The following is a 23,424-nucleotide window of genomic DNA, read 5'->3' as shown; positions in this document are numbered from 1 at the left end:
CGTGACAAACTTGTTACGAATGCGAATTCGGACTTGCAACGTAAGCGTCTAGAGGCTAACATAGACTAAGATTAGGTTACGTGTGATTTGGAGGGGGTCCCTTATGTTGTTCCTGGCAGAAGAAGCTACAAAAACAAGCACTATTGATCCGTTCGATTGGTTTATGCTTGCTTTCACGGTCATCATCGCAATCGGCTTCGTACGTCTTCTCATGGCTCGTCCGAGGAAGAACCTGTTTGCAATTGGCTTCACGACCGTCGCGCTCGCTATATTCCTGTTTATTGATTACGTGATGATCTTTAAGATCTGGATGGCCTAGTTGCCATTGAACCAAAAAGCGGTCTGTTGAGTTTACTCAACAGACCGCTTTTTTTGTTGAAACAGGTTGTTTAAAGCTTAACTTCCTACACCCACCACATGTCGCCAAGCGGCTCGCGGATAAGCACTTGTTGCAGGTTCTGGACAGCTTTCGTGAAGCCTTCGTCGACGGACATCAAGCCGTCTTCGTGTTCGATGCTGACGACGTAGTCGTAGCCGACCAGGCGAAGGGCGCTGATGATGTCGGCCCATACTTTGAGGTCGTGGCCGAAGCCGACGGTACGGAACTGCCAAGCGCGGTCCAGCATAAGCGCATAGGACTGCATGTCCGTTACGCCGTGGCGGTTGACGTTGATCGGATCGATCGTCGTATCCTTCGCGTGGAAGTGATGGATCGCTCCGGCGCGGCCGAGGATATGTACCGCTTGAACGGGATCAATGCCTTGCCACCACATGTGGCTCGGATCAAGGTTCGCGCCGATCGCGTTGCCAGCCGCTTCGCGAAGGCGAAGAAGCGTCGCAGGGCTGTGTACGGAGAATCCGCCGTGCAGCTCCAGACCGATCTTAACGCCGGCTTTCTCGGCGATGCCGCCGATCTCGGACCAATAAGGAATCACTTTTTGTTCCCATTGCCATTTCAGGATATCTTGGAAGTCGTTCGGCCAAGGAGCAACCGGCCAGTTCGGATACTTCGCGTCCTCGTGGTCGCCTGGGCAGCCGGAGAACGTGTTCACGACTTCGACTTCGAGACGGTTTGCAAGCTCGATCGTCTTGCGGATAATGGCGTCGTCCGGAGCGGCCAGAGCCTTCTGCGGATGAAGCGGATTCGCATGGCAGCTGAGCGCGCTGATCATGAGGCCGCGCGATTCTACCGCTTGTTTAAACGCTTTCAGCTTACCTGCGTCGGCAAGCAAAGTATCAGGGTCGCAATGCGCGTTGCCAGGATATCCGCCCGTGCCGATCTCGACGGCGTCAAGGCCTTTCGATGCGATGTAATCGAGTGCTTCTTCCAGCGGTTTCTGTGCGAACAATACGCTGAATACGCCTAATTTCATACGTGATATACCTCCCGAATCCATATGATGGATTGATTTCACAGCCGCCATTAGTATACCACTTTCCTTTTGGATACACATGTGGGAAAACGCGATTTTGACAAAATCGCATAATAACTGGGCAAATGAGGAACGAGCCGTCGTAGCTGGAAGCATTGTTTGCTGGAATCAACCGGCTTCGTTTGATAAACTAAGGATAGCGAATTTATAGGACTAGCTGTTTTTTAAAACCGCGCATCGACCCGAGGGGCTGCGCCGAGAGGAATATAGAACACATGAATACAACGCAATTAACAAGATCGGATATAGAATTGCTGGCTCCGGCCGGCGATTGGGAATGCATGCGGGCAGCCGTCGCGAACGGAGCGGACGCGATTTTCTTCGGAGTGGAGAAGTTTAATGCGCGCGCTCGGGCGAACAACTTCCGTAGTGAAGAACTTCCGGAGATCATGAGCTTCCTGCATACGTACGGGGTGAAGGGTTTCCTAACCTTCAATATTCTCGTCTTCGAGGACGAACTAAGGGACGCGCAGAAGCTCATCGAGATGTGCATCGATGCCGGCGTGGACGCGGTAATCGTTCAGGATCTCGGCCTCGTGAAGCTCATTCGCGAGCTGTCGCCGGACTTCCCGATCCACGGCTCCACGCAGATGACGATTACGTCGCCCGAGGCGGTGGAGTTCACGAAGCCGTTCGACCTGGAGCGGGTCGTGCTGGGACGCGAGAACAATCTGAAACAAATCAAGAAGATCGGCGAACAGGCGAAACTTCCGATGGAAGTGTTCGTGCATGGCGCGCTGTGCGTATCGTATTCGGGCCAATGCTTGACTTCGGAAATGTGGGGCGGCCGTTCCGCGAACCGCGGCGAATGCGCGCAGGCATGCCGCTTGCCGTACGACCTGATGGTGGACGGCGAGCATAAGCCGATGGGCGACATTGCTTACTTGCTGTCGCCGAAGGATTTGGCTGCGATCGACCTGGTGCCGGAGCTGATCGAAGCGGGAGTGACCTCGTTCAAGATCGAAGGGCGGCTGAAGAGCCCGGAATACGTCGCCAATGTAGTGAGCAAGTATCGCAAGGCGATCGACAACTATTTTGACGGCAATATGGAGAAGCCGTCCAAAGAAGACGTCCGCGAGCTGCAGCAGAGCTTCTCGCGCGGCTTCACGCATGGCTTCTTGAGCGGAACGAACAATAAGCAGCTCGTGGAAGGCACGTTCCCGAAAAGCCGCGGGGTTTATCTGGGGCGCGTGGAGCGGATCATGCGCGACGCGGTGACGGTGCGCCTGGAAGCCCCGCTCAAGCGCGGCGACGGCATCGTGTTCGACGCTGGCGACCCAACGAAGAAGGAAGAGGGCGGACGCGTTTACGACGTGAGGCGCCAAGGCGTGAAGCTGGAAGGCGAAGCGGCGGAAGGCATCTTGATCGAAGTCGTGCCGGGTCGCAATGACGTAGACCTCCGCAAAGTCCATGTCGGCGACCGCGTATGGAAAACTAGCGATCCGGCGCTCGACAAGCGTCTGCGTGCGACGTTCGAGACGGACAAACCGTACCGCGTGTTCCCGCTTCATATCCGCGTGACGGGCGCGCTCGGCGAGCCGATGCGCACCTGGTGGACGGACGTACAAAAGGGAACGACGGTAGAGGTTGTCTCCGAGCTTGAGCTGGAGCAGGCGCAGAAACGTCCGATGGACGCGGCATTGCTCGAGGATCAACTCGGCCGTCTCGGCGGGACGGTGTTCCAACTGGATAAGCTGGATGTCAATCTGCAAGGCGAACTGATCGTGCCGATCCGCGAGTTGAACCGGATGCGCCGCGAAGCGGTCGAACTGCTGGCAGGCGAGCGTCCAAAGCCGCCGGTCTATGTGAAACATCATGTAGACGCGTTCTCCGACGCAGCCAATAATGGCGCCGAGAGACGGGATGCCGCGCGCAGCGGCAAGGCTGCAATGCTGACGGCGCTCTGCCGAACGCTTGAGCAAGTCGAGGCGGCGATCGAAGCGAACGTTTCGTACATTTATGCCGACTTCGAGTTTATCAAGCAATTCCCGGCAGCCGTGGAAGCCGCTCGCCGCGCCGGCGTGCCGATCGCGCTTGCGACGCCGCGCATTCATATGCCGGGCGAGAACGGCTACCACGCGAACATTCTCAAGCTGAAGCCCGATGCGGTGCTGGTGCGGAACACGGGGGCGCTGTATTATTACCTCCGTGCGAAGATGGACAATCCAGACGCGCCGTTCCCGAAACTGATTGGCGACTTTTCACTTAACGTCGCTAATCATAAAGCCGTTAAATTATTCGCGGAAGCCGGAGTCGACCTGATCACGCCGTCGTACGACCTGAACATTCAACAAATGGTCGATCTGCTCGAACGTTCGGACACGTCGAAGCTGGAGGTCGTCATTCATCAGCATCTGCCGATGTTCCATACGGAGCATTGCGTCTACTGCACGTTCATGAGCGAAGGGACGGACTTCACGAACTGCGGACGTCCATGCGAAGAGCATCGCGCGTCGCTGCAGGACCGGATCGGCATGTCCCATCCCGTCCGCGTCGACGAGGGCTGCCGCAATACGGTATATAACGCGATCGAGCAATCCGGCGCGGAATATATCCGTAATTTCGTAGAGCTGGGCGTCTCGCATTTCCGAGTCGAGTTTCTGGAGGAAGCCGGCGACAAGGTGGGCGAGGTGCTGTCGCTTTACCGCGACGCGCTCGACGACCGCATCAGCGGCACACAAGTATGGCGCAGCTTGAAAGCGACAAACCAACTCGGCGTGACGCGCGGGCAGTTGGTGAAATAACGAAGAGAACCGCCTTCCACTCGGGAGGCGGTTCATTTCGTTAGAGAGTGACGAGGTGAGGTAAATCGCTCATACGCTGCCCGATGCTTTTACGAGGAGTTGGGAGGCGTCTTCCGGAAGTCGGAGCGATATGAATCGTTGCTTAAGTAGAATGTTCATTTGGTTTTTTCACAAAAATGCTTTTCCGCGAGACCGGGTTACGAATGATAAGGCTGTTCTTGTCGAAGACGGGGGATCGGTAATCATCTTGATTATAGTCGCCTAACGATTCGTACTGTGGTGCAATAGTGGTATCCATTATTGAATATTGCGTATAATGCACGGTTAATAATCCTTGCGGTTTGAGCAGCTTATCCAAGTCGATGAGCTGCTTTTCGAATTTTTCGAAAGGATAAATCTTTTGAAGAGAGGTGATCCCTTTGCCCTCGATGAGATTTGGTTTTCTTTGCAAAACGGCCATGCAGAAAATCGCATCGAATTTCCCGTGTTTTTGAAGTTCGCCGAATGATGAATGTACGAAGGTGATTTTCTCGTCCACGGACCGTTTTTTGCATACGGCGAGGCTATGTTTGTTAATTTCCGCTCCAACGATGTGCGCGGTAGGGAAATATTGTCTTAAGGTTAAAACTTCCTCCCCCGTCGAACAACCGTAGGAAAGGATTTTCAGGTTCCCGTTATCGCCCAGATAGTCGCGGCATGCCGAGAAAATGACGGGGTAACGATTCATGGAGGTGAGCGGCGTTGTTTGATGGACATGTTGGGCATTCAAAACCCGCAATTGAATGATCGACCGAAATTCTTTAGAGGTTATAGCCCGCACTGCCGTACGCGCGGCATTTCGAATCCGAGATGCGACTGAAACGCCGGCTCGAATCAACGGGTGATGATAGAGCCGATGCTGCTTAATCGCTTGGATCGTTACGCCCGGCTTCTGATTCCGTGAATTTGTGAACAAACGAACACCCCTCGCTTTTATGAAATATAATAAAACGCATTCCAATCGTTCCGGAAGTTTGATGTCGCCCGGAGTCGAAATAAGCATACCATTGTTCTTTATAAAGAACAATGGAAATGCAAGATTGAACGGTGCCCCGGTCAACATGGATGGCAATTGACACTCGCTCTTTACTGCCTTAGCATAAGAGTCGAACCGTTTAATCGCGGTTATCGGAATACGTTCATAATAAGAAACGAGGCGAAAGCGTTAGATGAATTGGTATTCGCATTGGCGGCATGCGTTCAAGCTTGACCCTGACAAAAATATATCGGATGAGGCGCTCGACGCCGTATGCTTGTCCGGAACCGACGCCATTATCGTCGGAGGTTCCAGCGGCGTGACCTTCGAGAACACGGTGGATCTGATGTCGCGCATTCGCCGGTACGAGGTGGACTGCGCGCTGGAGGTTTCCACATTGGAAGGAGCGGTTCCCGGATTCGACGGCTATTTTGTTCCGTTGGTGCTGAACACGGACCGCGCGGAATGGATCATCGGCCGCCAGCTGGAGGGGCTCAAGGAATACGGAACCTTCGTGCCGTGGGACGAAACGGCTGCACAAGGATACATTATATTGAACGAAGAAGCGACGGCGGCCAAGCTGACCGGGGCGAAAGCTCCCCGCGACGAAGAAGAGTTGATCGCCCACGTGAGAATGGCGGACAGGCTCATGCGGCTGCCCGTCATTTATTTGGAATACAGCGGACGGTTCGGCGATATGGAGCTGTTGAAGCAGGCTAGCAGGCATGTTAGCCAGGCGCGGCTGTTCTACGGCGGGGGCATCGATTCCGCGGAGAAGGCGGGCATGGCCGCGGAACACGCGCATACGGTCGTGGTCGGCAACATCTTGTACAACGACCTCCAGGCGGCGCTGTCGACGGTCGGGGCCGTTAAGCGGCTGTAGTATCGCTATTATGAGCTTGATGGCTCCGCTCGAAGTTATAAACGAAAACACGGCAGAATACAATAATCAAAAATAGGGGAGGTGTCTTTCAGGTGGACAGGGAGCTGACAGCCAGACTATCGGCGCGCGCATCCAATCTGATCGAGAGAGGCATGCTGCCGCCCCCCATGAATGAAAGAGTGACCGTCATTGTGCGCAGCACGAGGGCGAGATGGACGAAATTATGTATATACGCCTTGTGCCAAAATACGAAACAAACCATCCATGTTATCGTCGTCCCCGATCATACGGAAGAGCTAACTTCCATCGACGAACCCCACACTGTTTCCGTTCAATATCTGGCGCCGGAGCCTGGACTCGACCTATCGAATCTCGCTTTGTCCATGGCGGAAAGCTCCTTGTTCGTTATGATGGAAGACCGCGTCATCGTTACTCCCGATTGGCTTTCTAAGCTGCTATGGCCTTTTTACGAGGATTCAACGATTGCCCTAACCGGACCTGTCACCAGCAAGCATCATCCCACAGCCGCAGGGCAAGCGGAAAGCTTGAATCGCCTCTATCACATTTCGAAGGAATTGTCTTCGGAATACGCCGGCGTTTGGACTTATGAACCCATGCTTGATTGGACCTGCCTTGTTTGCCGAGCAAATCTCATATCCGAAATCGGCGGGCTCGATTACGCGTGCCCGACTGGGGAAGCGAGAGTGACGAATTGGATAATCCGCGCAATCGATCATAATTGGAAGCTTGCGCTCTGCCGCGATACCTACCTACATGCCATGCAAGCTCGCGAACCTGGAACAACAATCAATCGGGAGCCCGTTATGCGGGAAAACTCGAAGGACCTGTTCATCCCTCTAACGAAAGCTGCCTTATCCCCTCCGTTAATGACATTAATCGTCAATCTCCCGAATTTTTCATGCGATCAACTTAATCGGATCATATTGGAATTAACGAAACAAAACTATCCCTCTATCGAACTGGTGGTCATTTCCCGGCTTCCGGATAGCGGTTTTATTGCAGAAAAAAATGACAGTCCGTTTCCCGTTCATTTCATCGGCCTGGCAGGCAATCCACATTCACCCAAAGCATACGCGGCAGCGTGGGCGCTTGCAAACGGCAAATACATCTCGTATTGGAATCCGGATACGATCTACGATTCCGATTATTTCGGCACGTTGTTGGACCGAGTGCACAAGCGCCGTTCTTTGATCGCTTTTTATGACGATAAAGGAAGCCATGTGCCAAAAAATAAAAAACAACAAATCCCTCTGAAACGCCTCATCCATCTTCATCCCAACGAAAACGATACCCCCTATGTCGTGCATATTGCTCAAGATGAGGCGTACCTGTCGATCGACGGCTGGAAGGACAATCAAATGAACAGAATCGAAAGGATCTTGCCTTATGAAACGGATTATCATCTTTCCTGAAGCTTCATGGCGGCATTATTCGTTCAAATGGATGATTCCGCTGCTTCATGAATACGGGCAAATCTACTTTATAACGAGCAAGCAAGACGACGAGTTGCCCGAAGCAGTCATCCCCCTTTCCTATTCAGAGCTGCATACGATGGAGCTCACGGATACGATTGCGGTCGTTTCCCATCCCTACTGGGTCCCCAGCCTATACGAACATCAACCCGACTTTGTGATCGCACTATTACCTAATCAACCGGAAGACGAAGCGTCAGGACTGTGGCGAAAATACCGCGAACAGCTGATCGCCGCGGCCGCTCTTGTCGGCACCCCGTCGGAGACGCAATATTTGGAGCTGCAGTTCCGCCGCGACAATGTGATTTTCTTAAATGGGGAAGATCGCTCCGCTTACGACTTTATCGCATACGGTTCAGATATTTTGTTTCTCAAAGATTATGAAGCATGGATGAAGCAAGCCTTTGGGCATATGCTTCGTCATGAATCGCTACAATCTGTCGCCAGACAACAGTGGCTGGCCAGAAAAACGTGCTACGAGAGCCTCGTTCGAAATACGGAAGGTCATGAGACGATCAGCTTTCTGATCTCCGTGTACAGTTACCTTCTAGGCGATGGGGATGCCAAAGAACATTTACTATTAGCCTTTGAGCAAGCCGTCCTATCCGGCGCCGGAGATTGCTTGCATACCCATTACCGGTTCTTGTCTGCCATTGAAGCACTGTATGGGGATCTGGATCGGGCGGCCGATCTATACGGCATAACGGCAACGACGCCGGAAGCCAAGCGGCAATATGCCTCGGTTGTCTCTTTCCTTGGGCAAGGGAAGCGGGATCTCGCTAAAGCGAAGCTTCTCGAGTTAAATGACGATTACCGGTTAGCCGCAGAGCTCCTTGCATCTAACTCTTCAACAGAGGCAAGAACGCTGCTCATTCAAAATCATTTACAAGCCGGGCGGCTTGAGAGCGCGTTCCAACTGCTTGTGCCGGAGGAGCTTACAACGGACAGCGATCTTCGCGACTACTATCTACTTGAAGGAACTGTATATCTGAGCCGCAACAATCGGCATCTCGCCATCCGCTCCTTTTTGAAGGCGGCAGCTTACGACTACGACGCGCTGGCTCACATCCTCGAACTGAAAGCGTTGGATGAAGCACGAATCCATTTGATCGGAGAGGATCTGCGTTGACATTCCGGCCTTTGCGCAAACCGGCAAACAATAAATTAACCGCGATGATGCAGGTCCGAAACGAAGAAAACCGCTACTTTGAAGAAGTATTAGACCATCTAACCGGGTTTGCGGATGAGATCGTCATCGTCGACGATGCCAGCTCGGATCGTACCGTGGACATTTGCAGGCGTTATCCCAAGGTCGTCAAGCTGGTGGAATTGACCGAATCGAAGTTCCGTGAGGAATGGAAGCTGCGCCAGCTGCTATGGGAAGCGGCGGCGGCAACCGATCCCGACTGGTTGCTTGCGATCGACGCGGACGAAATCTACGAGGACAAAACCAAACACCGTATTCATGAGCTCATCAATCAGGACCGGTATGATTGGGTCGGCTTTCGCTTTTACGATTTCTGGGGCGGAACTACGTATTACCGCGAGGATGAATATTGGAATATTCATAAGCGGCATACGATGACGCTGGTCCGATATTTGCCTGAATACCATTATTTCTATCCGAAGCGGGAGCATCATGTCTCGAGGCTCCCTCTAAGCTGCGGCGCTTTGCCTGGTCATGGGAGCGAATTGCGGGTTAAGCATTACGGCTGGGCGGGAGGCGAAGAGGAGAGGCATCGCAAATACGTTCGCTATATGGAGATGGACCCGGAAGGGAAATGGGGGAGCTTGGAGCATTACCGGTCGATCCTGGACCCCGATCCTCATCTTGTCGAATGGAAAGAGGAGCCGTAACGATGACGAAAGTCAGCATTCTGACCCACAGCTTTCTGGATGGCTACAACCGTAATTTCTCGCGCATATTCGGCGGCGGGCTCGAGAGATATATATACGATCTGTGCGGGATCGTGAAAGAGCTCGGCGGCCAGCCGATCGTCCATCAATTATCGTTTTACGAGCCTTTCGAGACGACGGTGGAAGGCATTCAAGTATACGGACATCCATATGAGCTCGATAAGCAGGCGGAAGGCTTCGAGAAGATGGCCGATCAGGCGGAGGGGAAGCTGATTTACGCCAGCTTCATATGGCATCAGATGCAATACAAGCCGGGCAGCATCGGGATATGCCACGGGATCAATTGGGACCAACCCGCTTTGCCAAACCCACAAAAACAGCATGTGGCTATGAGTATTCAAAACGCGCTGAGCCAGCTGGACCGTATCGTTTCCGTCGACTCCCATTTTCTGACCTTCTGCCGGTCCGCTTGTGCGTATACGGATCCGGAGAAGGTTATCCTGATTCCCAATTCCGTAGATACGGGTTATTTTAAGCCTGCCAAAAAGAAGCGCGCTTCTTCCCGGCTGCGCATATTGTACCCGAGAAGAATCAGCTACGAACGGGGCATCATTCCGATGATGCTGGTCACCGACCGCCTGCTGGAGAAGTATCCCGGTATCAAAGTCGAGTTTGCCGGCGAACTCATTCAAGAAAGCCATATCGGCGATACGTTTGCGATTTGGCGGCAAGCCCATCCGCACAAGGACCGCATCCTTCAGCGCAGCTATACCTTTGATCAAATCATTGATGCGTATCACGGTGCGGATATTGCGGTTATTCCGACGATTTTTTCCGAAGGCACCTCTTACTCCTGTTTGGAGGCGCTTAGCTGCGGGCTTCCCGTCGTCTCCAGCAACGTAGGCGGCCTGAACGATCTCATTATCGACGGCTACAACGGCAAGCTGGTCGTTCCGACGGAACAGAGATTGTTTGAAGCCATATGCGAGCTAGTCGACAACAAAGAAGAGAGGCGCAAGCTGTCCGGACATGCGCGGAATACGGCTTTTGCCTTTGACAAATCGGTCTGGACGAAGAGATGGAAGCAAGTGTTGACTCATTATTTGGCTTAAGGGGATGGCATAAGATGGAGGACCGGAGAAGCTCAAGATTTTTTGTGGCTGGAGACGCGAGTGCGGACACGTTCCTGTTCAAGCTCCCCCCAACCTGGTGGAGCCGTCCGTATGAATATGAATGGGCGAAAGAGTTTGTCCGACAAGACAACGTCGTGCTGGACGCCGCATGCGGCATTTCCCATCCGTTCAAATTTGTGCTGTCCGAATTATGCCGGGAGGTGCATGCATGCGATATCGATCCGCGGATCACTTCCCCCGACGAGATTGTTCTGGATATCGAAAATGATTTCGGAGCGGAAGCGGCCCGGCAGTTTCCTCGTTCTTACTTGAACATCATCCGGTTTTGCCGCGCCAACCTCGCAAGTCTGCCTTATGGCGATCGGACGTTCGATCGTATCTTTTGCATTTCCGTATTGGAGCATTTGGATTTTGGGACGATGCTTCGCTCCTTTCATGAATTTCGCCGCATATTGAAGGATGACGGAAAGCTGGTCGTGACGTTCGATTACCCGATCATACAATTTGATGCTTTGCGGGCGGCACTGGCCGATGCGGGACTGGTCTTTGCAAGCGATGTGTACTACGAAATGCCGGACGATGCTTTGTATTCCGACTTGTACGGGGTCAGATTGTTTTGTTTCCGGGCCGTCTTCGGCAAAAAAACTAGTCTTCCATAAGCAAGCAATTCCATACGCTCTCCGGCGGATCAAGCTCGACGACGCTGTAGCGACGGGCCGCTTCGATGAACGAATGAATCAAACCGGTGTACGTAATCAGCCGTTTGCCTTCGTATTGATCCGCTGCCTTCATAAACCAGCGTGCGGATTCTTTGTATTGCCCGCATTCGGTGGAGAGCACGCCCGCCAGCAGCAGATCGGAATACGGGAGAGGGGGCGCTTGATTATTCAACCGGTCCAGATGAAGCTGCAGCAGGAAGGACTTCGTTTCGCCAGACAGAAGCAGCAGCTGTTCCGAGATAAACGAATTCAGCCGATGCGAGCGCCCCGACAAACAAGCGGTAAACGTTAACTGCTGCCAAGCAGGCGAATAGTTGGGATGATACTGCAGCGCTTTGCCGTAAAGCTCGAAAGCTTCCTCCCACATGAACAGCCGTTCATGGAGCGTTCCCGCCATAAAGCAGCTTCGATAGGTTCCCGATCCGGAGGAACTCGTATATTTATGAGACACATCCCCAATGCTAATGGCGCGCTTCAGCAGCTCCAAGGCCGCTTCATACGCTCCCGAATCCGAATGCATTATCGCCATAAATTCCAGCAGATCGGTGAAGTCGGGAAAATAGCGAAGTCCTTCTTCCGCAAGGCTTAATGCCCGCTGACGGTTTCCCGTTTCCTTGCAGGCATAAGCCGTCTTCAGCAAAATATCCGACGCGAAGCCGGCGTACACCGATGTGCGGGGCAGGATCGACTCGAATACGGCGAGCGCCTTATCATAATCCTTCTGCTGGAAATGCTCCGTGCCAAGCGCGTACAGCAATTGCAGGTCGTCCTGTCGAGCTTTCAATGCTTCCAAGATGATCGCCAAATTACGTTCGTTTTTGTTTTTTTCGCGGATGACCGCATCCAAATAACCGTAATGCCTGATGACAAGGCTGGACGATTCTATGCCGCTAGGCGAAATCGCCAATATGCTGTCCGTCACGCCTTCGTGAATGGAGCCGGAGAAGCGGATGCGGGGATCGTTGCGGAAGAGGCGGCATACCGAGTCGGTCACCGATTCTTGGCCCGTTTCTCCTACATAGCTAACGAGCTTCACATCATAACCTGATCTCTGTTCGTTGCCAAGCAATTGCCGCAAGTAGTCGGGGGCCGGCGGCGCCCATTCTTCGTCCGCATCCAATACGAGTATCCATTGCCCGGTTGCCCGTTCTAACGCCGCGTTTCTTGCTTCGGCGAAGTGATGCTTCCAAGGGACGTTGATAACGCGCGCGCCAAACGTCTCGGCGATCTCGACGCTTCGATCGGTTGATCCCGTATCAACCACGATTATTTCGGCAACCGTGTCCTTGACCGAAGACAGACACCGGGAGAGCGTTTTTTCCTCATCCCGCACGATCATGCATAAAGAAATATCGAATGTGCGCATAGCCATTCTCCTCGCCATTTAAAAGCCTTCTTTGCAGGGCAATAGAGTACGGGCGGAGCGAATAAGGGTTTGCACATGTTGCCGGCCGCCTATCGAAGCCAAGTGCTGATCGGCAAGCGTGATCAAAGCTCTGCTTATCGCTTCCGATGCCTCCTTCCGCTCATCCGGGTGCTGTCCCGCCGCCTCATGCCGCCATTGCTCTGTGAATAAGGAGGCTGCATATTTGTTGCCGGAGGCGTAAGCAGCGGGAATAACGATATCCGCGTCCTCCCATAGAGATTCTTCTTCGGGCTTTTCGTTATTTTCGATCCACCTCAGCCAAGCTTTGAAATTGCGCAGCTCGAAGTCCGTTTCCCCGCCGCGGGTCTTTTCCCGCTCTTCTAAAAAGGCTTTCATTTCATCGATTTGCCCGCCGCTCAGCATCTTCAACATGTGGACTGTCGAAGTCATGGCCTGATGTTCAGAGCCCGGCAGTTTTTCCTGTGCCAGCTTCAGTGCGGCCTCGTAACAACGGCATTCGATCAAGATCGAAATCATCTTTATGGCGGACTGCGACGAACGGATGACAAACCGCTCATGGAACAGGTCCGCCAGACATTCCTCCCGGCCCAGCACTCTGTATATATGAAATAGGCGATAGAGAGGCGGATTCAAATCCGATTTCAACCGAATCGCTTCGACGTAAGCTTCTACAGCGCGATCGTATTGATTCTCGGCTTCAAACAGCTGTCCCAGCATATAGAGGCTTTGATAGCTTCCGATTCCATCCTCCGTATGATAGCCGGCCGGCGCCGGACCGAGCCGAAGAGCTTGCTCGATCGCTTCTTTCGCTTCGTCAAACTGGCCGAGCGCCAAGTGGCATGACGCTTTGTAATGGTATAAATCGCTGTAGTCCTCGTAGATGCCGATCGCTTCCCTCAGCGAACCGATAGCCGAAGACAATCGTCCCAGCGCCTGCAGGCAGCGCGCTTCGTATTTACGGATTAAATGCGCATAGCTGATCTCGGGTGAAGGGATCATCTCTTTTGCTGTTTGGAATGATGTAAGTGCAGACTCCGCGTTGCCCGCACGCAAATATTCGACACCTATGTTATAGCGGTGGAAGGGTTCGTCCGGCTGCTCTTTGATCGCCTCGAGAAGCAACCGCAGGTTCCGGTCGGTTTTTCCTTTTTTGACGACCGTACGATGAATGTAGCCATAATGATGGATCTTTACATCGGTCATCAGGAAGGCGGCATCCGGCACGCGCTCGATGATTTGCGAAGCGATCTGTTCGTGAATTTTCCCTTTAAACCGGCATCCGGGCAAGTTCCGGAACATCCGCAGGACGGGGTTGATCGTAGCCCCCTGACTGCCGTTCCCTACGTAATTGTGAATGTGCAGAAACAATCCGGCAATTTGCTCTTGCAGAGCGTATTGCCTTAGCTTATAGCCTTCCTGATCGAGTCTTTCGTCCGCATCCAGAAAAAGAATCCATTCGCCGTCGGCTAGTTCTATTCCAGCGTTTCGTGCCTCGGAGAAATCGTGCTGCCACGGGACAGAGACGACGCGGGCCGCATGTTGTTCGGCGATGGCGACGGTTCGGTCGCTTGACCCGGTATCGACCACAATGATTTCATCCACGACGCCGCGGACGCTTTCCAGGCAGCGCCCAAGGCTTTCTTCCTCATCCTTAACGATCATGCATAGGGAGATCAATTTTGGCCGCATTAAAATTCCTCCTTTGCACGCCGTTCCATTCCGTGTGCCAACGAAGACCCGTCAACTTTTTTTTGCTGTTCTCCACGCGTTGCCACTCGTTTCGGAGAGTCGGATCATCCGGCTGCTCCCGCAGACATTCCGAGATGAGCTCCGAAGCCATCTCCAGATAACTTAAAGCCGCTCCCGTTCTAGCATGCATACAATTCGGATCGAGCTCGGCCGCCTGTTCGAACAAGTTAACGCTTTGGCCGAAATGCCCTTTGTCGTACAAAATTTCCCCCAGCATGAACAGGCCTTCCGCATCCAGCTTGTTTTGCTCCATAAAGCGCAGCAAGTACTCTGCGGCGGCATGCAAAAATCCGTTTCGGTACAACCGGCTCGCGAAAGCTCGCGGAAGAAGAACGTTCAGCTCAGAAAGCTTTGAGGCAATCCGAAGCAGCCGCAGCTGTACGGCACGGTCCATACATTCCTTTGCGATTTGCGTCAAAATCGGATCTGTTTGCTCAATGTCCTGAAGCTCCATCGTTTGGATCCATAGCTCCAATGCATGCCAAATCTTTTTTTCGGAGCTTGGCAGATCTTCATAAAAAGAATAAGGCAGATTCTTTCCTTCGCTTAGGCGGCACAAAGCCAGATCGTGTAGATAATATGGGTTAAGCGGGCGAATTTCGTCTTTCCAGCTATCCAGTTTTTTATAAGCTTCAATAAACTGCCCGGTTTGCATCAAGCATTCGCACATATTGCGTTTTCCGTCAGCGTTAAGCCGTTCCTGAGAAGCGCGCAATAGAGGGAGCGCCGTGGAGAAAGCGCCTATCTCCGTCAATATTCCGGATAGTAACATATTGTCTTCAGCGCATGCCGGCAGGATGATGGCTTCCATATGGCCTCTGACTTCTTCATCCGTGCACCCATGTCGCTTCAACAAAACGGACAAGCCTAATAAGGAAGGGCGGAAACGAGGATGGTCTTTTAACGCTGCACGTTGCAACGATTCGGATGTTTTGATATCGCCCCATCTTGCAGAGATGGTCGCCATACCATAGCGAGGGCGATACGAGTTCATACCTGCTTCGATTACATATTTGGAATCGATAGTAACGCATTGCGCCGCATGCTCGTAAGCTTGATAAGCTTCCGCCAGCAAACCTATTTGTTCCAGTGAACATGCATATAAACAATACAAATCGGGGTAATCCCGGTAACGGGCGGTCTCCGCTTGGAGCAGCTGGCAAGCTTCGTCGTATCGTTGCAGCTCGATCATCACTTTGGCGCTGTCCCGGATTAAGGTCGGACGATAAGCGGCGTTGTTATCCGTCCCGCTGCGGGCTTCTTGCAATACGGCATAAGCTGCTTGAGGCTTGCCGGATTGGCAGAAGGATACGCCGAGGTTATAAAGCTGGAAAGGATCACGCGGATTTTTAGTTAAGCTGTCTTGAATCATGGCGATATTGCGCGCGAGCTTATTTTTGCGCTGCATCACTTCGGGCAAATAGCCGTAATGCACTAATTTGATCGAGGAATTGCAAAATTTTGAAGGTGGATGGAGCCCAAGAATGGACGGAGCGATCTGTTCGTGAATATTTCCGGTGAAGCGGTAACCGCGGTCAGCCCGGAACAATCGGACCGTACGATAGCCGACCCTATCTTCTGATTCTGGACCCAGCCAGTTTTCGATGTGAACCTCAAAGGCTTCCGCATCGGTATGATGAAGCGTTTCGAGAAGCTCACCCTGTCCCTCTACCAACGCCTCATCCGCATCGAGAACCAATACCCACTCCGTGGTTGCGTGCTCCAAAGCCAAATTTCTAGCCTTCGAAAAATCATGTTCCCAGCGCGTTTCGATGACCCGGGCTCCGGATGAACGGGCGATTTGAAGCGTGCCATCCGTAGAACCGGTATCGACGATAATGACTTCATCGGCAAGGTCACGAATGGTGCTCAGACACCGGGAAAGAAAGGTTTCTTCATCTCTTACGACGAGATGAACGCCAAGCAGCTTTTTATCCACGGACCAGCCTCCCTGTCCTTAATGGCGAAAAATACATGGCATCCCCTAACAGGAGTCCATGTATTCTTCTCTCTTTATAGAGGTAGTTCAAAAAGTCCGCTTTTGATCACGAAGTATTTCAAGAAGTTAATTCGACATCGAATCTTGAATTCAGCCGGAACAAGCATATGCTTTCGAAGTATGTTTCCTTCGGAAACATTTCAGGTTCTCACGTAGGCTTACCTACGCTCCGATCCTCATTTCCTAGCTTCATCCAACCTTCTCGGTGCTGAAAACCGAACTTTTTGAACTCGAATTTACGTTCCCTGACCGTTAAAAAATACATCGATCGTGGTTGGATTGCCGGTAGAGCTGGAGCGGTAAGCAAGACGCGTATACTTCAAAAACTTGGAAGGCACTAACACGTCGACCGAGCCGGTCGATATGCCGGTTACCGTATCGACATTGGCGTACCAGTTCGAGCCGTCGGCGCTAATTTCAACGCGGGCGTCCACTTTGTTCGCTCCCGGTCCCTGGTTGTATACGAAGAAGGAATAGGTGCCGAACACGCTGGTCGTTACCGCGCTAAGCGCCGTGAACGCATTCGCCGTAATGACGTCTTGTCTTTCGATCTCCTGGAAGCTTTTTTGCGAAATCGAGGTAACGCTGCTGAGAGTGCCCGCTGTAATCGTGGTGCCGAGCACGCTGGTGACCGTGCTTAAGGTGCCTGCGGTAATCGTGGCGCCGAGCACGCTGTTTACTGTGCTCAAGGTACCCGCGGTAATGGTGGCGCCGAGCACGTTATTGACCGTACTCAAGGTGCCTGCGGTAATCGTGGTGCCGAGCACGCTGTTTACTGTGCTCAAGGTACCTGCGGTAATGGTGGCGCCGAGTACGTTATTGACCGTGCTCAAAGTACCTGCGGTAATGGTGGTGCCAAGTACGCTATTGACCGTGCTCAAGGTACCTGCCGTAATCGTGGTGCCCATTACGGCGCTGATCGTACCGTCCATCGTTACGTTCAATAATTGTCCGCTCGTTGTTGTGGCTAACGCTTTGGCGCTCGCGGTAGCATCCTGACCGAAAATTAAAGTACGCAAGTCGTCGGGATTCGTATTAAATGTACTAAAGTTAGGCAAGTCGCATCTCTCCTTTGGCATAAAGATTCATTTATTTCTTTTTATGCTATGTGGAAAGGAAGGAGCGGCTTGTATGGATAACTAACAATACGAACACATTTATTTGACTTCTTGCGACTGAAAGTAAACGTCTACGATCGTCGATTCATCCGATCTTTCGGAACGTACCGCAAGCCGGGTGTAACGGAGGAATCGATTCGGGACCAGCACGACGGTTTCGCCGGCGTCAACGGGTTGCTCAGTGTCGTCGGCGTAATTTCTCGCATTCGGACTAATTTGGATTTTAGCGACGGCGGGGAAATTCCCTTTATTGATTACCGCATAGGAATAAGTCGCTTTTGTCGAAGTGTCCTGAACAGGCAAATATTTATTTTCATCCGTCGTCTCCACATTAAAAAAGGTCCTCTCGCAAAAGATGCTCTCCGAGAGGCATCTTTTTTTCTTTTTTAAGGGACGCAGTTTCATATTGCTTTTCCTGAAGCTGGGGACGACATTAAGATGAAGTTTGCTGGGGCTGTGCTTAATTTTGTTGTGTTTCTTTTTTTTCATCGCAATGTCTCCTCAGATTCCGCTTCGTGCAATAATGTATGGGATACTGTCCTGTACGGGCACGGCATCTGTCATGATGAATAGGCCCGATAATTTCGCGATCTCTAAATTGACATGGGGACGGGTCGTTGTCTAAACTGTGAATAGGCGAACAAAATGGCGAACAAAGGAGTTCAATCATGTTCAATCATATCGGCATCGAACAGGCGGTGCAGAAGCTGAATCCGCCGCAGCGCGAGGCTGTTCAGGCGACCGACGGGCCTTTGCTCATCATGGCCGGGGCGGGCAGCGGCAAGACGCGAGTGCTCACGCACCGCATTGCTTATTTAATCGAGAAGAAACGCGTCGCACCATGGAGTATCCTGGCGATTACGTTTACGAATAAAGCATCAAGGGAAATGCAAGAGCGGGTAAGCGCGCTCGTCGGACCTTCCGGACGGGATATTTGGGTATCGACGTTCCACTCCATGTGCGTGCGCATCCTGCGCAAGGATATCGACCGGATCGGCTTCACGTCGAATTTCTCCATTCTGGACTCATCGGATCAGCTTTCCGTCATCCGGAATTGCATGAAGGATCTGAATGTCGACACGAAGAAGATCGAACCGAAGGCGGTACAAGCGTCGATGAGCAGCGCGAAAAACGAACTGATCTCGCCCGAGAAGTTCGAGGAGAAGGTCGGGGACTATTTCGACGGCATCGTGGCCAAGGTGTACGAAATGTACCAGAAGCGGCTCAAGAGCAACAATTCGCTGGACTTCGACGACCTCATCATGATGACGATCCGGCTGTTCAAGGAAATGCCCGAGGTGCTGGAGTTTTACCAGAACAAGTTCCGTTACATCCACGTCGACGAATATCAGGATACGAACCGCGCGCAATACATGCTCTGCCGCATGCTGGCCGATAAACATCACAACATCTGCGTGGTAGGCGACAGCGACCAGTCGATCTACCGGTGGCGCGGAGCGGACATTACGAACATTCTTAACTTCGAAAGCGATTATCCGGAAGCCCGCACGATTATGCTCGAGCAGAACTACCGGTCGACGGCGAACATTCTGGACGCGGCGAACGCGGTCATCAAGCTGAATTCGGGCCGCAAGCCGAAGAAGCTGTGGACGGATCAAGGCCCTGGGGACTTAATTTCGCTGTACCAGGCCGATTCGGAGCATGACGAAGGGTATTACGTAACGGGCGAAATTCGCAAAAACGTAAACAAAGGACGCCGTTTCTCCGATCACGCGATCCTGTACCGGACGAACGCGCAGTCGCGGGTCATCGAGGAAATCCTCATCAAATCGGATATTCCGTACCAGATCGTGGGCGGTATCAAGTTCTACGATCGCAAGGAGATTAAGGACTTGCTCGCGTACCTTCGCCTTATGTCCAATCCGGACGACGACATCAGCCTGACGCGCATCATTAACGTGCCGAAGCGAGGTATCGGCGACACCACGGTGGGCAAGCTGGAGGAAGAGGCTGCCAGACGGGGCGTGTCGATCTACAGAGTGCTCGGCGATCTGGGCGATCTCGAAGTGAACGGCCGGACGCGGACGCTGCTCGTCGAATTTTACGGTCTCATTTATAACTTGACGGCGATGGTCGACTATTTGACGGTGACGGAGCTGACGGAGAAGGTGCTGGAGCTGTCGCAGTACCGTATGGAGCTGCAGCGCGAGAATACGCTCGAATCCAAGGCTCGCATCGAAAATATTGACGAGTTCCTCTCCGTCACGATGGACTTCGAGGAACGGAACGAAGACAAGTCGCTCGTCGCGTTCCTGACCGATCTGGCGCTCATCGCGGACATCGACTCCATGGGTAAGGACGAGGAAGAAGAAAAAAACGCGGACGACGCCGTCGTCCTGATGACCATGCACAGCGCCAAAGGGCTGGAGTTCCCGATCGTGTTCATTATCGGCATGGAAGAATCCGTCTTCCCGCATAGCCGCGCGCTGAACGACAACGAGGAGCTCGAGGAGGAGCGGCGGCTGGCCTACGTAGGCATCACCCGCGCGGAGAAGCAGCTGTACTTGACCTGCGCCCGCATGCGGACGCTCTTCGGCCGGACGAGCATGAACATGCCTTCGCGTTTCCTGGACGAGATCCCGGATGTCGTGAAACAAGGCGTTTCCACCGCCATCGGCGGAGGCGGTGGCAATGGCGGCTTTGGCGGCGGAGGGGGTTACGGCCGCTCGGCGCCTGGACGCTTCGGCGGCGGCGCTTCGCAGGCCGCGCCTAACACAGGCGCGCGCTCCCCGGGCTTCGGGGCGGGGAGCGGCAGAGCCGCCGCGGGCGGAGGAGGCGGAGGCGTGCGCGTCACCACCTCCCTGGATGCGGCCCGCGCGGCCAAGACGGCGGGAGCGGCGGCTGCAGGCGGAGCCTCCGCTCCCGGCGGCGGCGATTTCGCGGCCGGCGACCGCGTCGCCCATGGCAAGTGGGGCGAAGGCACCGTCGTTTCCGTCAAGGGGACGGGGAACGACATGGAGCTGCAGGTCGCATTCCCGGCGCCTGTCGGCATCAAACGGCTGCTCGCCGGCTTCGCGCCGATCAAGAAGGTTTAGGTTGCCAACGGTTAACGCCGTCAATCGTAATGGCAAGCCGGGGTCTCAGGTTAAGCCGCAATAGTACGAAATCGCCAATTGGAGGAGGATTCAATCGTGAACGCTGGGTCAGAACGGATGCAAGAGCTAATCGCGCTCATTACCGAGCACAACTATCATTATTATACGATGGACAATCCGAGGGTTAGCGATGTGGATTACGACAAGCTCTACGATGAGCTTCTCGCCTTGGAAGCAACGGAAGGCGTAACGCTGCCGGAATCGCCGACGGTGCGCGTGGGCGGCGAGCTGCTGAAGGGTTTCGATCCGCATCGCCACCGGGCGCGTTTGTGGAGCCTCGATAAGGCGCAGGATCATGAGGATCTGCTCGCTTGGCATGCTCGCGTTCAGAAGGCGGTCGCGGACTATAACGCGAAGAATCCGGGCGTCGAGCCTTTACCTCAGCCTAGTTATGTCATTGAGCTGAAGTTCGACGGCCTGACGCTTAATCTCACGTACGAGAACGGCAATCTCGTGCAAGCCTCGACGCGGGGCAACGGTACGGTAGGCGAGGGCATTCTGCAGCAGGTCCGCACGATCCGATCGGTTCCGCTGACGATTCCGTTCAAGAACGGTCTGATCGAAGTGCAAGGCGAAGGCATTATGGGCTTGTCCGTGCTTGCCAAATATAACGAAACCGCCGTCGAGCCTCTGAAGAACGCGCGGAACGCGGCGGCAGGTGCGCTGCGCAACCTGAATCCGGCTGTGACGGCGGAGCGGAAGCTGGATGCTTTTATCTATAATATCGGTTACTCGGAAGGCGTATCGTTTAAAGATCATCAGGAATTGCAGCAGTTCCTGCGCGACAATCGGTTTAAGGTGAATCCGTACGTGAAGTACGTGGATACGATTGAAGAAGTGCAGGCGGAGCTCACCGAGATTGCTTCTCGCCGAGATACGTTCGACTTCCTGATCGACGGCGCCGTCGTGAAGCTGACGGACATGAGAACGAGGGAAGTGCTCGGCTATACGGACAAGTTCCCGCGCTGGGCCGTCGCCTTCAAGTTTGAGGCGGAGGAAACGACAACCGTTCTGGAATCCGTGTCATGGGAAGTGGGCCGTACCGGCAAAATCACGCCGGTAGCACGCGTCGAAGCCGTCGAGCTCGCCGGCGTCACGGTTCAGAACTGCACCCTCAACAATATCGGCGACATTGAGCGCAAAAACCTAAAGCACGCGCTAGGCACTTTGGTGACCATTCGCCGTTCGAACGACGTTATTCCCGAAATATTGGGCAAAGCCGACGACGAACCCGGCGGGGAGATCGTATTCCCGATCGTTTGCCCGTCCTGCGGAACGGAACTCGAGCAGCGGGGCGCGCATTTGTTCTGCAACAATAATTTGGGCTGCCGTCCGCAAATCATCGGCCGTATCACGCATTTCGCTTCGCGCGACGCGATGGACATTGAATCGTTCAGCATCATGACGGCCGAGCAGCTATACGCGGATTGCGAAGTCCGGGATCCGGCGGATCTGTACGCGCTTAGCTTCGACGATCTGATCAAGCTGGAGCGATTCGGGGAGAAGAAGGCGACGAAGCTGCTCGAGGCACTGGAGAAGTCGAAGGATCGTGATCTGGCGGCGTTTTTGTTCGCGCTTGGTATCCCGAATACGGGCAAAGCTACGACCAAAATGCTAGCTGACCACTATCGCGATTTGGACGCGATCATGGCGGCCACGGCGGAGGCGCTTGTCGGCCTGCCGGATATCGGCGGCATCGTGGCGGAGAGCATCGTCGGATTTTTTGCCAATCCGACCTATGCTGAGAGTATTGCCAGAATGCGGGCTTACGGCGTGAAGGCCGAAGCGGAGCAACCGCCTGTCGTTCGCGTCGATAGCGTGTTCAGCGGCAAGACGGTCGTGCTGACGGGAACGTTGCCGACGATGACGCGCGACGAAGCGGCCCGCAGGCTGGAAGCCTGCGGGGCGAAGATCTCGGGAAGCGTCTCGAAGAAAACGGACTTCGTCGTCGCGGGCGACAGCGCAGGCAGCAAGCTGACCAAAGCGCGGGATCTTGGCGTGACGGTAATCGACGACGAGGCGGAGCTATTGCGTTTATTAGGAGAGGCTTGAATCGCGATATAGCAAGAAAGGTTAACGAGAGAAACGGATGGAGCGGCTTGCTCTGTCCGTTTTTTTGCGCATCCTGATTATAATAGAAGAAGCAGGGAGAAGTTCTTGCGAGCGAGTTAACTCCTAATAATATGATGTTCTCGAGTTGATTAGAGATCTTCAATTGGCCGATTATCTAATAAGAAGAAGTGTTAGGGATCACGAGGCATAAACAGAGGTCACATCGGCAGAGGTCACATCCGGTTTATGGCTATCCGATTACGCCGGATTCATTTGTAAGAAACTTCAAGTTGTAATTCGTTTGGGCCCGTGGTATATTATTTCTTGTCGCTTCTGAGACACGGCGCTTGAGACAAACGAGTCACAACAAAATGTGAAACGAATGCTTGACACGAAGTTGAGAAGCTGATAAGATATGTACTTGTCACGGCAAACGCCTGACGGTAAACAAGTTCTTTGAAAACTGAACAAATGGATCACGTCAAATCCAAACAATGCAATACAAGCTAGTATCGATTTGAGCAAGTCAAACACCTTTATGGAGAGTTTGATCCTGGCTCAGGACGAACGCTGGCGGCGTGCCTAATACATGCAAGTCGAGCGGACTTGATGGAGTGCTTGCACTCCTGATGGTTAGCGGCGGACGGGTGAGTAACACGTAGGTAACCTGCCTGTAAGACTGGGATAACATTCGGAAACGAATGCTAATACCGGATACGCGAATTG

Annotated in this window: 17 protein-coding genes and 1 rRNA gene; 11 read left to right on the top strand and 7 right to left on the bottom strand. The window is 53.3% G+C overall.

Annotation, left to right across the window (positions count from 1 at the left end):
* Positions 1–103: 103 nt before the first annotated feature.
* Positions 104–319, top strand: a complete 216-nt coding sequence (locus RB620_RS23875) for a hypothetical protein (protein ID WP_308098780.1) — start codon at positions 104–106, stop codon at positions 317–319.
* A gap of 85 nt (positions 320–404) precedes the next feature.
* Here the strand turns inward: RB620_RS23875 and RB620_RS23870 are convergent, their stop codons facing one another.
* Positions 405–1,373 (bottom strand): sugar phosphate isomerase/epimerase family protein, encoded by a 969-nt coding sequence (locus RB620_RS23870; protein ID WP_308098779.1) that lies wholly within the window; start codon positions 1,371–1,373, stop codon positions 405–407.
* A 275-nt stretch (positions 1,374–1,648) separates the two neighbouring features.
* On the opposite strand from RB620_RS23870, the gene RB620_RS23865 reads away from it, so the two are divergent.
* The gene (locus tag RB620_RS23865; protein ID WP_308098778.1) at positions 1,649–4,177 is read left to right on the top strand and encodes a U32 family peptidase; all 2,529 of its coding nucleotides are present in this window, start codon (positions 1,649–1,651) and stop codon (positions 4,175–4,177) included.
* Positions 4,178–4,319: 142 nt separating this feature from the next.
* Here the strand turns inward: RB620_RS23865 and RB620_RS23860 are convergent, their stop codons facing one another.
* Complete coding sequence (locus RB620_RS23860; RefSeq protein WP_308098851.1) at positions 4,320–5,279, bottom strand: class I SAM-dependent methyltransferase; 960 nt, start codon at positions 5,277–5,279, stop codon at positions 4,320–4,322.
* Between the two features lie 106 nt (positions 5,280–5,385).
* Between RB620_RS23860 and pcrB the strand changes: the two genes are divergently transcribed.
* The 6 genes from pcrB to RB620_RS23830 all read left to right on the top strand — a co-directional run bounded on the left by pcrB (position 5,386) and on the right by RB620_RS23830 (position 11,217).
* On the top strand, positions 5,386–6,075 hold the full coding sequence (gene pcrB, locus RB620_RS23855; protein WP_308098776.1) for a heptaprenylglyceryl phosphate synthase: 690 nt from the start codon (positions 5,386–5,388) through the stop codon (positions 6,073–6,075).
* A 92-nt stretch (positions 6,076–6,167) separates the two neighbouring features.
* The gene (locus tag RB620_RS23850; RefSeq protein ID WP_308098775.1) at positions 6,168–7,508 is read left to right on the top strand and encodes a glycosyltransferase family 2 protein; all 1,341 of its coding nucleotides are present in this window, start codon (positions 6,168–6,170) and stop codon (positions 7,506–7,508) included.
* Positions 7,483–8,697 (top strand): hypothetical protein, encoded by a 1,215-nt coding sequence (locus tag RB620_RS23845; protein ID WP_308098774.1) that lies wholly within the window; start codon positions 7,483–7,485, stop codon positions 8,695–8,697. The genes RB620_RS23850 and RB620_RS23845 overlap by 26 nt, the downstream gene beginning before the upstream one ends.
* On the top strand, positions 8,694–9,425 hold the full coding sequence (locus RB620_RS23840; RefSeq protein WP_308098773.1) for a glycosyltransferase: 732 nt from the start codon (positions 8,694–8,696) through the stop codon (positions 9,423–9,425). The genes RB620_RS23845 and RB620_RS23840 overlap by 4 nt, the downstream gene beginning before the upstream one ends.
* A 2-nt stretch (positions 9,426–9,427) precedes the next feature.
* Positions 9,428–10,537, top strand: a complete 1,110-nt coding sequence (locus RB620_RS23835) for a glycosyltransferase family 4 protein (RefSeq protein WP_308098772.1) — start codon at positions 9,428–9,430, stop codon at positions 10,535–10,537.
* A 14-nt stretch (positions 10,538–10,551) separates the two neighbouring features.
* A complete protein-coding gene (locus RB620_RS23830; RefSeq protein ID WP_308098770.1) occupies positions 10,552–11,217 on the top strand; it encodes a class I SAM-dependent methyltransferase in 666 nt (221 codons plus the stop codon).
* Here RB620_RS23830 and RB620_RS23825 read toward each other — a convergent pair.
* From RB620_RS23825 to RB620_RS23805, 5 genes are all read right to left on the bottom strand, one after another.
* Positions 11,204–12,661: a tetratricopeptide repeat-containing glycosyltransferase family 2 protein gene (locus RB620_RS23825; protein WP_308098769.1), complete on the bottom strand. Its 1,458-nt coding sequence runs from the start codon at positions 12,659–12,661 to the stop codon at positions 11,204–11,206. The two genes, RB620_RS23830 and RB620_RS23825, sit on opposite strands and share 14 nt — an antisense overlap.
* Positions 12,662–14,353 carry a tetratricopeptide repeat-containing glycosyltransferase family 2 protein gene (locus tag RB620_RS23820; RefSeq protein ID WP_308098768.1) on the bottom strand — a complete coding sequence of 564 codons (1,692 nt, stop codon included), beginning with the start codon at positions 14,351–14,353 and terminating at the stop codon, positions 12,662–12,664.
* A complete protein-coding gene (locus RB620_RS23815) occupies positions 14,316–16,352 on the bottom strand; it encodes a glycosyltransferase (RefSeq protein WP_308098767.1) in 2,037 nt (678 codons plus the stop codon). Before RB620_RS23815 ends, RB620_RS23820 begins: the two co-directional genes overlap by 38 nt.
* Before the next feature lie 296 nt (positions 16,353–16,648).
* Positions 16,649–17,470, bottom strand: a complete 822-nt coding sequence (locus RB620_RS23810; protein ID WP_308098765.1) for a DUF6385 domain-containing protein — start codon at positions 17,468–17,470, stop codon at positions 16,649–16,651.
* Positions 17,471–17,569: 99 nt separating this feature from the next.
* Positions 17,570–17,860 (bottom strand): DUF6385 domain-containing protein, encoded by a 291-nt coding sequence (locus tag RB620_RS23805; protein WP_308098763.1) that lies wholly within the window; start codon positions 17,858–17,860, stop codon positions 17,570–17,572.
* A gap of 338 nt (positions 17,861–18,198) precedes the next feature.
* On the opposite strand from RB620_RS23805, the gene pcrA reads away from it, so the two are divergent.
* The 3 genes from pcrA to RB620_RS23790 form a co-directional block, all read left to right on the top strand.
* Positions 18,199–20,586, top strand: coding sequence for a DNA helicase PcrA (gene pcrA, locus RB620_RS23800; protein ID WP_308098761.1), 2,388 nt, complete (start codon positions 18,199–18,201; stop codon positions 20,584–20,586).
* Positions 20,587–20,703: 117 nt separating this feature from the next.
* Positions 20,704–22,698 carry an NAD-dependent DNA ligase LigA gene (gene ligA / locus RB620_RS23795; RefSeq protein WP_308098849.1) on the top strand — a complete coding sequence of 665 codons (1,995 nt, stop codon included), beginning with the start codon at positions 20,704–20,706 and terminating at the stop codon, positions 22,696–22,698.
* A 535-nt stretch (positions 22,699–23,233) separates the two neighbouring features.
* Positions 23,234–23,424 (top strand): 16S ribosomal RNA (locus RB620_RS23790); the annotation flags it as partial.

The sequence above is a fragment of the Paenibacillus sp. LHD-117 genome (assembly GCF_030929555.1).
Lineage (GTDB): Bacteria > Bacillota > Bacilli > Paenibacillales > Paenibacillaceae > Pristimantibacillus.
This window is presented reverse-complemented; position numbering and strand designations above follow the sequence as displayed.